The following is a 12,959-nucleotide window of genomic DNA, read 5'->3' as shown; positions in this document are numbered from 1 at the left end:
GCGGTTAGTCGAGCTTCGCCTTCACTGCGACTGAAGCAACCCGGATATCTTGATGATGCGCATAAATTCACATGTCAGGGACAGCCTGACCGCTCCTTCGCACGTAAGCAGAATCTTGCCTGCGTCATCCCACATCCTGATTGCACTCTTGTCGTGATTTTGGAATTTGCGAACGCTGATTGTCTCGACACCATCGAACGCGAGTTCAAAAAACACGGCGTTGAACGGTCCCCATTTGACGGGAGGCCGGTAGGGGAGAATGCGGGATATAAAATGCAAATGCAGGCTCGGTCCGTCACGACTGATTTCGGCCTTGGTGACCTCGACGGAAGACAGGTCAGGATAGTGGCCGTAGATGGTTTGGAGAAAGATCGGATTTTCTATGCGTAGCGGCCACATCAGTCCGTTCCGTGGCGTAGCGCCAGCGCCGCCGCCACCGGCCCCAGTACGGCAAGAAACAGGGTCAGCGCGGCAAGAATGAGGAAGGGCTGCAGGAACGGGTCGGGATCCGCCACCGCGCCATAGCTTGCAGAGACGCCGAAGATCAGCACCGGGATGATCAGCGGCAGCACCAACACCGAGATCAGGAGCCCGCCGCGCGGCAGCGCCACCGCTACCGCCGCACCGGCGGCACCGATGAAGGTGATCGCCGGCGTGCCGACCAAAAGGGTCAGCGCCGTCGCGCCGATGCCGACCGGCGCCATGTTCATGAACAGGCCGAGCAAGGGCGCCGCGATCACCAACGGCAGCACGCTGCCCGCCCAATGCGCCAGGCATTTCACCAGCACCGTCAGCGCCAGCATGTGCCGGTCGTTGCCGAGCACCAGAAGATCGAGCGAGCCGTCTTCCCGATCGGCCTGGAACAGCCGGTCAAGGCCGAGCAGGCAGGCGAGCAAGGCCGATATCCACAAGATCGCCGGCCCGATGCGGGCGAGCAGGTTGAGGTCCGGCCCGACACCGAAGGGAATCGTCACGATGACTGCGAGAAAGAAGATCACGCCGGTCAGCGCCCCACCGCCGGCGCGGATGCTGAGCCGGATGTCGCGCAGGAAGAGGGCTAGCATGATTTGAGATGCTTGCGCTTGAATGCCGACATTACCCGGTCATCCTCAATTCCTTGGCCCCCTCAATCCCCAGCGGCAGATGCGTGGCCGCAATAATGATCCCCCCATCCCGACAGTGATTCGTCATCACCTCGCCGAACCGCCCTTCCGAAGCCTTGTCCAACCCTGCGGTCGGCTCGTCGAGCAGCCAGAGCGGCCGCCGGCTGACCAGCAATTTCGCGATGGCCGCGCGGCGGCGCTGCCCGGTCGAGAGATAGCCGAACGGCAGATGGCCGATGCCATCAAGCCCGACGGTTTCCAGCGCCTCTTCGACGCCCAAGAAATCCGCGCCCGAGAAGTCTCGCCAGAAACGCAGGTTTTCCGCCACGCTCAGCGCCGGTTTCATCGCGTTCTGGTGGCCGAGATAATGGCAGGCCGAGGCGACCGACGGAAAAGCCTCAGGCCCGCCCTCGATCCGCACCCGACCTTCCGCCGCCGGCAGCAGTCCGGCGATGACCCTGAGCAGCGTCGATTTACCCACGCCGTTCGGCCCGGTGACAACAAGCGCCTGGCCTTTCTCAAGAGCAAAACCAATGCCGGAAAACACCGTTTCGCCGCCCCGTTCGCCGCCCAGATTTTCGGCGATCAGCCGCATTCCTTGCCCGTCCCGAAAACGCCGCGCCGCGGCAGGTCCCGCATCGCACAAAATAGCCTTTCGACTGTCTAGAACTATTCCAGGAAATTCTCTATATGCGGGTCATCCGTGCCAGCGGTCGGCACGGGAACAGAATTTGCGCCGAACCAGCGCACGCGCCGCCTTGAACGGCTCGGGTTGCTTGGGAACGGACAGCGGAAATGGCCGTACCCGCACCTTTGCGCGTGATTGCATGCCATCGGCGTCCGTTCCCTTTCAGGCTGAACAGACAAGGACGGATCGCACGTGTCAAAATCCCTCGATAGTTTCAATTGCCGCCGCACGCTGACCGCGGGCGGCGCCGACTATGTTTACTATGATCTCATCGAGGCCGAGAAGAACGGCCTGACCGGCATCGCCCAGCTGCCCTATTCGATGAAGGTGCTGCTGGAGAACCTTTTGCGCAACGAGGACGGCCGCTCCGTCACCAAGGAGAGCATCCAGGCGGTCGCCGGCTGGCTGACCGACAAGGGCACCGCCGGCGTCGAGATCGCCTATCGCCCGGCCCGCGTGCTGATGCAGGATTTCACCGGTGTGCCGGCCGTGGTCGATCTGGCCGCCATGCGCGACGCCATGGCTTCGCTCGGCGGCGACCCGCAGAAGATCAATCCGCTGGTGCCGGTCGACCTGGTCATCGACCACTCCGTCATCGTCGACGAATTCGGCACGCCGATGGCTTTCGCCAGGAATGTCGAGCTCGAATATGAGCGCAACGAGGAGCGCTACAAATTCCTGAAATGGGGCCAGCAGGCCTTCCGTAACTTCCGCGTCGTGCCGCCCGGCACCGGCATCTGCCATCAGGTCAATCTCGAATATCTCGGCCAGGTCGTGTGGACCAACACCGAGGACGGCGAGACCACCGCCTATCCCGACACCTGCGTCGGCACTGATTCGCACACCACCATGATCAACGGCCTTGGCGTGCTCGGCTGGGGCGTCGGCGGCATCGAGGCCGAGGCCGCCATGCTCGGCCAACCTGTCTCCATGCTTTTGCCCGAAGTCATCGGTTTCCGCCTCACCGGCAGGCTCAAGGAAGGCGTCACCGCCACTGACCTGGTGCTCACCGTCACCCAGATGCTGCGCAAGAAGGGCGTGGTCGGCAAGTTCGTCGAATTCTTCGGTCCAGGCCTCTCCAACATGACGCTGGCCGACCGCGCCACCATCGGCAACATGGCGCCGGAATATGGCGCCACCTGCGGCTTCTTCCCGGTCGACAGCGAAACCATCCGTTATCTGACCATGTCCGGCCGCGAGGAAAGCCGCATCGCGCTGGTCGAGGCCTATTCGAAGGCGCAAGGCCTGTGGCGCGATACCGGTTCGAGCGACCCGGTTTTCACCGACCTGCTCGAGCTCGATCTCGGCGATGTCGTGCCATCGATGGCCGGCCCCAAGCGGCCGGAAGGTCGTGTAGCCCTGGAAGGCATTCCGGCCGGCTTCGCCAAGGCGATGGAGACCGAATACAAGAAGGCCGCCGAAATCCACAAGCGTTACGCCGTCGAAGGCACTTCGCACGATCTCGGCCATGGCGACGTCGTCATCGCCGCCATCACCTCCTGCACCAACACCTCGAACCCGAGCGTGCTGATTGGCGCTGGGCTCTTGGCGCGCAATGCCAACCGCCTCGGCCTTAAGCAGAAGCCATGGGTCAAGACCTCGCTGGCGCCGGGCAGCCAGGTGGTCGCCGAATATCTGGAGAAGTCCGGCCTGCAGAAGGAGCTCGACCAGATCGGCTTCAACCTGGTCGGCTTCGGCTGCACCACTTGTATCGGCAATTCCGGCCCGCTGCCGGCGCCGATTTCCAAGACCATCAACGACAAGGGTTTGATCGCTGCCGCGGTCCTCTCCGGCAACCGCAATTTCGAAGGCCGCGTCTCGCCCGACGTGCAGGCAAACTATCTGGCCTCGCCGCCGCTGGTCGTTGCCCATGCGCTGGCCGGAACCGTGACCAAGGATCTGACCACCGAGCCGCTCGGCGAGGACAAGAATGGCGAACCGGTCTATCTCAAGGATATCTGGCCGAGCTCGGCCGAGATCCAGGAATTCATCGAGAAGAACGTGACGCGCGAATTGTTCGCCCGCAAATATGCCGATGTCTTCAAGGGCGATGAATACTGGCAGAAGGTCAAGGCGCCGGAAGGCCAGACCTATGCCTGGGACGACAACTCAACCTACGTGCAGAACCCGCCCTATTTCGCCGGCATGACATCGGGCTTCGGCAAGATCGGCGACATCAAGGGCGCCCGCGTGCTGGGTCTCTTCGGCGACAAGATCACCACCGACCACATTTCGCCGGCGGGCTCCATCAAAGCCGCCTCGCCGGCCGGCAAGTACCTGACCGACCATGGCGTTGGTGTTGCCGATTTCAACCAATACGGCACGCGGCGCGGCAATCATGAGGTGATGATGCGTGGCACCTTCGCCAACATCCGCATCCGCAACCACATGCTGGGCGAAAACGGCCGCGAGGGTGGCTACACCATCCACTATCCATCGAAGGAGGAGACGTCGATCTACGACGCCGCCATGGAGTACAAGAAGGAAGGCGTGCCGCTGGTCATCTTCGCCGGCGTCGAATACGGCAACGGCTCATCGCGTGACTGGGCCGCCAAGGGAACGAATCTCCTTGGCGTCCGCGCGGTCATCGCCCAGTCCTTCGAGCGCATCCACCGCTCGAACCTGGTGGGCATGGGTGTCATCCCCTTCGTCTTCGAGGAAGGCACCTCATGGGCCTCGCTCAACCTTAGGGGTGACGAGCTGGTCGAGATCGACGGGCTCGACAAGATCAAGCCGCGCCAGAAGATGGTCGCCAGGATCACCTATGGCGACGGCACGGTGAAGAACGTGCCGATCATCTGCCGCATCGATACGCTGGACGAGCTCGACTACTTCAAGAACGGCGGCATTCTGCAGTACGTGCTGCGCGATCTGGCGGCTTAAAGCAGCAAGGGAATAGGGCTTAGGCAGTAGGGAATAGGACTACTGCCTACTGCCTACTGCCTTCCCAAACCGCGCTGTCGCCGCCAAGAGCACGCCGAGCATCACTGCGTTGAGGATGTGCCACAGGAAATGCGTGCCGAGCGGAAAGCTGCCGCAGACGAGCGGATCGACCATCCTGCAGATGACCGACACGACGAAGATCGCCGAACCCGCCAGATTGTACCAGCCGGCGCGGTTGCCGCTGGCTGCCACCCATGCGCCGAAGAAGGCAATCGCCAGGAAGGGCGGCAGATAGCCGGTCGTGCCGTTCGATGCCTGGCGTAGCCAGTCCGGCACGGCGAAGGTGAGCAGGCCGGCGACGGCGTAGAAGGCGACGAAGACGAGAACCGCCTTGCCCCATTTCATGCCGAGGAAGCGACGCAGGTTGAACAGCGTGTAGGCCAGCGTGAAGCCGGCGATCGGCAGGACGTCGGCCCAGATCGTGCCGTGATTGGCAAAGGTGTGGAACAGCGTCGAGCCGATGCCGATCGCCACCACCCACCAGGCCAGCACCTCGGCGAAGGTTCCGGTGCCACGCCGCCGCACCTCCCGAACGCCCCACAACCCGGCTGCGATGAAGGCGAGATTGGTCAAGGCATTGACTGGCTCGGCCCAGAATTCGGGCCCGGTCCGCTCGCAATAGAGGTCGATCGGCGTCAGGAAAGTTTGCCACATGCTGAATTGCCGCCCGAATCGGTCGCTACCTTGGAGTGCAGGCCTCTCCTATGGCTCCTTTGCCGGTGGTTGCAACGGCAAAATTTCACCGCAACGTGACTTCACCTTGACCGTCGCTTCTGCCACATATTTCAGCAATCAGAACAAGGTCGGCATCACCGGCGGGAATTGGAACGGTCATGACATCTCGAAGACCATTGCGGCTTGCGGCCTTCGCGCTGGCCTTCTCGATGCTTGCCGGCACCGGGTTTGCCGGCGAGATCGACAGGCCCCAAACTGACAGGCCCTTGGGCGTGGTCGAGCTTTTCACCAGCCAGGGCTGCAATTCCTGCCCGCCAGCCGACGAGTTCTTTACCGAGCTTGCCGCCAAGCAGGACATCGTCGCGCTCGCCTACCACGTCAACTACTGGGATTACCTCGGCTGGCAGGACACGCTGAGCAGCAAGGAGAATACCGAGCGGCAGTATGACTATATGCGCGCCTTCGGCAGCCGGTCGGTCTATACACCGCAGGCCGTCATTAACGGCCGCAGCCATGTCAACGGCGCCAACCGCAGGGAAGTCGATGGCGCGCTCGCCCGCATGGAGAAATCAGGCGAAGGCATGCGGGTCGGCATCAAGGTCAGCCGGACCAGCGACCGCGTCATGATCGATGCCGGCGATGCCGGGACCGGCCCCAGCGACGCCCATGTCGTCATCGTCTATTTCGACCCGCCGCAGACGGTCACCATCGCCAAGGGCGAAAACATCGGCCGCAGCATGACCTACTGGAACGCCGTCTCCGGCATCCAGACCGCCGGCATGTGGCACGGCAAGGCGCAGCGCTACGAATTGCCGATGAGCGAGATTTCCAAGAAGAAGGGCGGCTGCGCCGTGCTGCTGCAGTCGGTCGGCAAGGACGGCCTGCCCGGACCCATCCTGGGCGCCGCCTTCATCCGCAAGCCGTAAAACGCTTCGGCAGCCAGTCCTGCCTGCGTCATCCTGGGGCGAAGCAGGAGCGAAGCTCCGTCGCGAAGACCCCAGGATCCATGCCGTGACATCTGTGGCACACGAAAACGGTTCAGGCTCGAGCGCTGCTCCTCTCAGGGCATGGAAGTCACGGTAGCACCATGATCGACCAATAAAAAACCGACGTCAGCTTGCTTCTGACGCCGGTCATTTAGGTTTTGGGATCGTCGCACCTGATTTTCCCCTGAGGGAAAACCGAGGTTGGTTCGATCCGACGCAGACCCGTGGGCGGGGGGCTTGGGGTTTACGAGCCGGTGCCGGACCGAACCGTCTCAGGCAACGCCGGTAAATTCGTCGGACATTGGGGCATGAGCGCGGATAAAAAAAGGCAGAATTGTGGCAGACCATCACCAATTCCAACGATCGTTTCAAAACGTGACTGGACACTTCGGAAACGGCCCGACACCGGCTCTGCCCGCTCGGGCCTTGCAATTCCGTGACGAAAGCGCCAATTTTGGTCGGCGAAAGATTCATTCGAAGGATCGAGGCATGACTGATCGCGGCAGCGGGACGGAGGATGGGGACGCATCCGCAATATTGATCCCGCTGCATGAGGCAAGACGCGAGCGCCTCGACCAGCCGGTGCGCTTCGACCGGCGCGAACTGGACCAGATTCTCAGGCTTTACGGACGCATGGTCGCCGCCAATGAATGGCGTGACTACGCCATCGACCACCTTGCCGACCGCGCTGTGTTTTCCGTGTTCCGCCGCGCCAGCGAGGTGCCTCTGTTCCAGATCGTCAAGGATCCGAAGCTGGCCCGCAAGCAAGGCGCTTTCGCCGTCATCGCCGCCGGCGGTCGCATCCTCAAGCGCGGCCAGGAGCTCGGCCGCGTGCTCGGCATCTTCGACAGCAAGCTGAAGGTGGTCGAGGCCTAACTATTTAATTTGGTTGCGGAATTTCCGTTCCGGCAGCGAAGCCGGATCGGGCTGCAGGTCTGCCCCGCCATTCAGCGACAGTTGCATGAACACCGTATCCAGCCAGCGCCCGTGCTTGTAGCCTGAGCCTTCCAGGCGACCCGAATGGCGAAAGCCGAGCTTTTCATGCAACTGCACCGAAGCACTGTCCGGACGGCCGTCGCCGATCACCGCGATGACCTGGCGGAAGCCCGCCGTCTTCGCCGCGTCGATCAGCCCTTGCATCAGCTTGAGCCCGACGCCCTGGCCCTTGGCTTCGGGCGCGACATAGACGGAATCCTCGACGACAAAGCGATACGCCGGACGTGGCCGGAAGGCGCCGGCATAGGCATAGCCTGTAACAACGCCGTCCTTTTCCGCGACCAGATAGGGAAAGCCGCCCGCCCTCAGGCTGTCGAATCGCGCGCCCATTTCGGCGCGGCTCGGCGGCTCCAGCTCGTAGCTTGCGGTGCCATGGGTCACCGCGTCGGCATAGATTTCCGTGATGCGGTCGAGGTCCGCGGCCGTTGCGGGCCGTATCGTGATGCTGCTCATAATTTATGCAAATCGTTCACCTGCCTGCCATAACAGCAAAGGCTGCAGCAAAAGGAAAGGGCGGCCGTTGGGCCGCCCTTTCTAAACTCGCTGGTCCAGGAACCGTATTAGCGGCGGTCGCCCATGAACTGCAGCAGGAACATGAACAGGTTGATGAAGTCGAGATAGAGCGTCAGCGCGCCCATGATCGCCTTGCGGCCAGCGACATCGGTGGCATCGCCCTCGAAATACATCTCCTTGATCTTCTGCGTGTCATAGGCGGTCAGGCCCGAAAAGATCAGCACGCCCAGCGCCGAGACGGCGAAGGACAAGGCCGACGACTGCAGGAAGATGTTGATCACCATCGCGATGATCAGGCCGAACACGCCCATCACCAGGAACGAGCCGAACGCGGTCAGGTCGCGCTTGGTCGTGTAGCCATAGAGCGACAGCGCGCCGAAGGCCGCGGCGGTGGCGAAGAACGTCTGCGAAATGCTGGCCGTGGTATAGACCAGGAAGATCGACGACAGCGACAAGCCGACCAGGCCGGCATAGACCCAGAACGTGGTCTGCGCGGCCGAAACGCTCATCGACTGGACGCGGAACGACAGGAACAGAACGGCGGCCAGCGGGGCCAGCATCACCACCCAGCGCAGCGGCGAGCCGAAGATCGCGTAGCCGAACGAGGTCAGCATTTCGCCGCTTGGCAGCGTCGCGACCGCCGAAGCCGGGTCGCTGGTGGTGGCCAGCATGATGGTGCCGACAGCAGCCAAGCCTGTGATGAGCAGGCCAAGCCCCATCAGATTGTAGACCTTGACCATATAGGCGCGCAGGCCCTGGTCGATGGACGCGTCGACGCCGACGCCGGGCACGGCGCGCGTCTGGTAGTTGCGAATGGGTTCAGCCATGGTAGTCCTCTATTGCTTCTGCCCCGTCGGGTGTCAGGTCAATTCGGACCAAGGCGCCGCTGGCGGGGCTCCAGCATGCCTGCCGCGAAATATGATGGTTCTTGACGACAAGAACAAGACCGTAACCGGGTGTAATGCTTCGTGAGGCGCCGAAAAACCGGTTTTATTCGCTTTCAAGGCGCTACATGAACGAGATTTAATCAAATCCCGCTCCGCTCGGGCCTTGCGAATCAGAGATTGCGCAGCACCGGCGCCGCCTTGTGGCCAAGCACCCGCCACGTACCGGCAAGGCCAATACCGACCGTGACCGCCAGCGCGAAGACAATTGTCGCCACCGCCACTTCAGGCATGAAATGCGACGGCAGCGTCATGATGCGGGCGACAACGAACCAAGCAGCGATCCCGCCAGCCGCCAGCGCGAAGATCGCTGTGGCAAGCCCGATCAGCATGTACTCCAGCGAAAAGGCTGCGATCAACGTTCTCCTGGTGGCGCCGAGTGTCTTCAGTACCACCGCGTCGTGGATGCGGGCCCGGTTGCCAGCGGCGAGCGCACCGGCCAGCACCAGCACCGAGGCGATCAGCGCCACCCCGGCCGCGGCCCGGATGGCCGTGCCAAGCTGCGCGACCAGCCGGTTGACGATGTCGAGCGCGTCCTTGACCCTGACCGTCGTCACCGCCGGAAAGGCCCGGGTGACGGCGTTGAGCAGACGGGCATCATCCGCCGACGAGGCGTTCTTTTCAGTCAGCGTCGCCAGCCAGCCATGCGGCGCGCCGGCAAATGTGTTGGGCGAGAACACCATGACGAAATTGATGCCCATCGTCTCCCACTCGACCTGGCGGAAATTGGCGATCCTGGCCGTCACATTGCGGCCGAGCACATTGACGGTGACGGTGTCGCCGAGCTTCAGCCCGATCTCCTTGCCCTCCTCGGCGGAAAACGAAACCAGCGGCTCGCCGGCATAATTGTCCGGCCACCATGTCCCTTCTGTCAGCGCCGCATTCGTCGGCAGCCTGGCTTCATAGGTCAGCCCACGGTCGCCGCGCAGCACCCAGGCGCCTTCCGCCGGCACCTTGACCTTGCCGACATCGACGCCGTTCAGCGCCATAACCCGGCCGCGCAGCATCGGCACCTTGACCAGCGTTCCCGCCGGAGCCTCTTTGCCGACCAGCGCTGAAAAGGCATCGACGTCGCTGCTCTGGATGTCGACGAAGAAGAAGTTCGGCGCCCGTTCCGGCAGGCTGCCGGAGATCTGTCGCCTCAGATTGCCGTCGATCAGCGCCAGCGTCACCAGCAGCGTCAGCCCGAGCCCCAGCGACAGCACCACCGATGGCGTCAAAGCGCCCGGCCTGTGGATGTTGCCGATGGCGAGCCGCAGCGCGGTTGAGCGGACGCGCGGGCTCTTCCTGGCGGCCGACTGCACCAGCGAGCCGACGACGCGCAGCACCAGGAAGGCAAAGACGGTGGCGCCTACGAAGATCGAGGCGATGCGGCGGTCGCCGGAAAACAGAATGGCCAGCGCCGCCAGGGCGAGCGCGATGCCGAGCGCGGCGGCCACATAGATCGGGCGTGGAAAACCGCGGCCTTCGAACCCCATTTCGCGAAACAGCGCCGTCGCCGGCACGTCACGCGCGCGGCCGAGCGGAAGCAGCGCGAAGGCCAGCGTCACCAGCAGGCCGAACAACGCCGCCATGCCGAGCGCGCCGGGATAGAAGCCGCCTTCCGCCGGCACCGGTATGACTGACTGAAGGGTAGCGCTTGCCGCGAACGGCATCAGCGCGCCCAGCACCAGGCCAAGCGCGATGCCAAGGCCGGCGATCATCAGGATCTGCACGAGGTAGACGGCAAAGACGAAACCACCCGAAGCGCCCAGGCTTTTGAAGGTGGCAATGACGCCGCGCTTGCCGTCGAGATAGGCGCGCACCGCATTGGCGACGCCAACGCCGCCGACCACCAGCGCCGTCAGCCCGACCAGCGTCAGGAATTGCGAGAAGCGCTCGATGTTGGAGGACAGCGCCGGTGCGGCATTGCTGCGCGTGCGGATCGACCAGCCGGCCTCGGGAAAATCCTTGGCCGCCCGGTCCTGGATGGCCTTGATATCAGCTTCGCTGGCGCCGCTGGGCAGCCGGGCCTTGTAGGCGTTTTCGACGAGGCTGCCCGGCTGGATCAGGCCGGAAGCGGCAAGCCCGTTCGTTGAGACCATCAGCCGCGGCGCAAAGCCGAAGCCATCGGACACGGCGTCCGGCTCGCTGACCAGCCTGGCGCGCAGTTCGAAGGTGGCGCTGCCGAGCTTCAGCCGGTCGCCGATCGCGAGATGCAGCCGCTCGAACAACAGATCCGGCGCGGTGGCGCCGAAAACGCCGGACCGTTCGCTAAACAGTTGCTCTCTCGACAGCGCCGGCGCGGTTTCCAGCACGCCATAGAGTGGATAGGCATCGTCGACCGCCTTGGCCTCGACCAACGCCTGGTCTGAGCCGTCCTCAAGCCGCGCCATCGAGCGCATGTTGGCGCTGTGCGAGACCGTGCCCAGCCCATCGAGAAAAGCCTGCTCGGCTTGCGTCGCGACGCGCTGGTTGACCTGGAAACGCAGATCGCCGCCGAGCAGCGTCTGGCCCTGGTTGGCGACCCCGGCGGTAATGGCGCGCGCCACCGAATTGACGCCGCCGATCGCCGCGACGCCAAGCGCGATGCAGGCGAGGAAGATCAGGAAGCCGGACAGTCCGCCGCGCATCTCGCGCAGCGAAAACCGGAAAGCGAGCTTCAGCATGCGCGACAGCGGCATCAGGCCGGCACCTTGCCGGCGGTTGAGATCGGCGCGGCTGCGTCCTCGATCCGGCCGGAGCGCATCGAAACCTGGCGCGAGCAGCGCGCCGCAAGCGCTGGATCATGCGTGACCAGCACCAGCGTCATGCCGCGCTCGGCCGCCTTGGCAAACAGCAGATCGGCGACCTGCCGCCCCGTCGTCTGGTCGAGATTGCCGGTCGGCTCGTCGGCGATCAGGATACGCGGCGACGGCGCCAGCGCCCGGGCGATCGCCACACGCTGCTGCTCGCCGCCCGACAATTCGCCAGGATAATGGGTGACGCGATCGCTCAGGCCCACGGCCGCCAACTCCTGCGTCGCGACGCCAAATGGATCAGCATGGCCGGCCAACTCAAGCGGGACCGCGACATTTTCGAGCGCCGTCATGTTGGGTATGAGGTGGAACGACTGGAACACGATGCCGATGTTTCGTCCCCGAAACGACGCGATCTGGTCCTCGCTCTTGCCGTTCAGCAGCTCACCGGCGATTCGTACCGTACCCGAATCGACCCTTTCCAGGCCTGCAAGCACCATCAGCAGTGTCGACTTTCCTGAACCCGATGGCCCGACGATGCCGGTCGCCTCTCCACCAGCTACATCGAGGCTGACTCCTTTCAGCACATGGACAGAAGACGCGCCTTCACCGAGCGTCAGCGATACGTCCTTCAGCGCGATGACGGCTTCTGTCACAATTAAATCGTCCTATATGGGAGAATAGAAGCTGGAATCGCCTTCGTCGAAAGACCGTTCCTCGTCATATGGGGCCTGCCGCATGGCTTTCAAACACTCCCTTGCCGCAGCCTTCCTGCTTTTTCTCGCGCTTTGCGGCGCCATTTCGTCGGTGCGCGCCGAGCCCCTGGAGATCGTCGGCTTCGGCGACAGCCTGACGGCGGGTTTCGGTCTCGGCCCGGGCGAGGGCTTTACCGACAAACTGCAGGCGGCACTTCGCGGCAGGGGCCACGACGTGACCGTCGCCAATGCCGGCGTTTCCGGCGATACGTCGAGCGGCGGCCTGTCACGGCTCGACTGGTCGGTGCCGGACGGAACCAAGCTCGTCATTTTGGAACTCGGCGCCAATGACATGCTGCGCGGCGTCTCTCCCGCGATCACGCAAAAGAACCTGGACGACATGCTGGCCAAGCTCAAGCAACGCAAGATTGCCGTGCTGCTGGCCGGTATGCGCGCCGCACCCAATCTCGGCGCCGACTATCAGAACAGCTTCGATGCGATCTTCCCGAAACTGGCCGAAAAATACGGCGTCCCGCTCTATCCCTTCTTTCTCGACGGCGTCGCCGGCGAGCCCGCATTCCAGCTCGATGACGGTCTGCACCCCAATGCCAAGGGAGTCGACCGCATGGTCGAGCGCATCCTGCCCACCGTGGAAAAGGCGATTGCAGCGCAGGGCGGTTCTTGAGCAGGTTTTTCGAT

Annotated in this window: 12 protein-coding genes; 4 read left to right on the top strand and 8 right to left on the bottom strand. The window is 63.4% G+C overall.

The genetic code is table 11. The annotated features are described in order from the left end of the window. Positions 1-21: 21 nt before the first annotated feature. From OHD62_RS34700 to ccmA, 3 genes are read right to left on the bottom strand one after another with little or no spacing between them, the layout of a single operon-like run. On the bottom strand, positions 22-399 hold the full coding sequence (locus OHD62_RS34700; protein WP_263792160.1) for an immunity 50 family protein: 378 nt from the start codon (positions 397-399) through the stop codon (positions 22-24). Beyond that, a complete protein-coding gene (gene ccmB, locus OHD62_RS34695) occupies positions 399-1,064 on the bottom strand; it encodes a heme exporter protein CcmB (protein ID WP_263792158.1) in 666 nt (221 codons plus the stop codon). The genes OHD62_RS34700 and ccmB overlap by 1 nt, the downstream gene beginning before the upstream one ends. Positions 1,065-1,095: 31 nt before the next feature. Continuing rightward, complete coding sequence (ccmA, locus tag OHD62_RS34690; RefSeq protein ID WP_263792157.1) at positions 1,096-1,698, bottom strand: heme ABC exporter ATP-binding protein CcmA; 603 nt, start codon at positions 1,696-1,698, stop codon at positions 1,096-1,098. A gap of 285 nt (positions 1,699-1,983) precedes the next feature. Between ccmA and acnA the strand changes: the two genes are divergently transcribed. Then, complete coding sequence (acnA, locus tag OHD62_RS34685) at positions 1,984-4,674, top strand: aconitate hydratase AcnA (protein WP_263792156.1); 2,691 nt, start codon at positions 1,984-1,986, stop codon at positions 4,672-4,674. Positions 4,675-4,713: 39 nt separating this feature from the next. On the opposite strand, the gene OHD62_RS34680 is transcribed toward acnA, so the two are convergent. Beyond that, positions 4,714-5,388 (bottom strand): ceramidase, encoded by a 675-nt coding sequence (locus tag OHD62_RS34680; protein ID WP_263792155.1) that lies wholly within the window; start codon positions 5,386-5,388, stop codon positions 4,714-4,716. 179 nt (positions 5,389-5,567) lie between these two features. Here OHD62_RS34680 and OHD62_RS34675 point away from each other — a divergent pair, with 179 nt between their 5' ends. After that, a complete protein-coding gene (locus OHD62_RS34675; RefSeq protein ID WP_263792152.1) occupies positions 5,568-6,335 on the top strand; it encodes a DUF1223 domain-containing protein in 768 nt (255 codons plus the stop codon). A gap of 549 nt (positions 6,336-6,884) precedes the next feature. Continuing rightward, positions 6,885-7,271 (top strand): DUF2794 domain-containing protein, encoded by a 387-nt coding sequence (locus tag OHD62_RS34670; protein WP_263792151.1) that lies wholly within the window; start codon positions 6,885-6,887, stop codon positions 7,269-7,271. On the opposite strand, the gene OHD62_RS34665 is transcribed toward OHD62_RS34670, so the two are convergent. The 4 genes from OHD62_RS34665 to OHD62_RS34650 form a co-directional block, all read right to left on the bottom strand. Continuing rightward, positions 7,272-7,844: a GNAT family N-acetyltransferase gene (locus tag OHD62_RS34665; RefSeq protein ID WP_263792149.1), complete on the bottom strand. Its 573-nt coding sequence runs from the start codon at positions 7,842-7,844 to the stop codon at positions 7,272-7,274. It lies immediately after the preceding gene. A 107-nt stretch (positions 7,845-7,951) separates the two neighbouring features. Then, a complete protein-coding gene (locus OHD62_RS34660) occupies positions 7,952-8,731 on the bottom strand; it encodes a Bax inhibitor-1/YccA family protein (protein ID WP_263792147.1) in 780 nt (259 codons plus the stop codon). Between the two features lie 230 nt (positions 8,732-8,961). Continuing rightward, positions 8,962-11,511, bottom strand: coding sequence for an ABC transporter permease (locus OHD62_RS34655; RefSeq protein ID WP_263792145.1), 2,550 nt, complete (start codon positions 11,509-11,511; stop codon positions 8,962-8,964). Further along, complete coding sequence (locus tag OHD62_RS34650; protein ID WP_263792143.1) at positions 11,511-12,221, bottom strand: ABC transporter ATP-binding protein; 711 nt, start codon at positions 12,219-12,221, stop codon at positions 11,511-11,513. The genes OHD62_RS34655 and OHD62_RS34650 overlap by 1 nt, the downstream gene beginning before the upstream one ends. An 82-nt stretch (positions 12,222-12,303) precedes the next feature. On the opposite strand from OHD62_RS34650, the gene OHD62_RS34645 reads away from it, so the two are divergent. Next, positions 12,304-12,945 carry an arylesterase gene (locus OHD62_RS34645; protein WP_263792141.1) on the top strand — a complete coding sequence of 214 codons (642 nt, stop codon included), beginning with the start codon at positions 12,304-12,306 and terminating at the stop codon, positions 12,943-12,945. Positions 12,946-12,959: the final 14 nt, after the last annotated feature.

Origin of the sequence: Mesorhizobium sp. YC-39, from assembly GCF_025753795.1 — a bacterium.
GTDB lineage: Bacteria > Pseudomonadota > Alphaproteobacteria > Rhizobiales > Rhizobiaceae > Mesorhizobium.
Note: the sequence above shows the minus strand (reverse complement) of the source record. Positions and strands in the feature narration are given on the sequence as shown.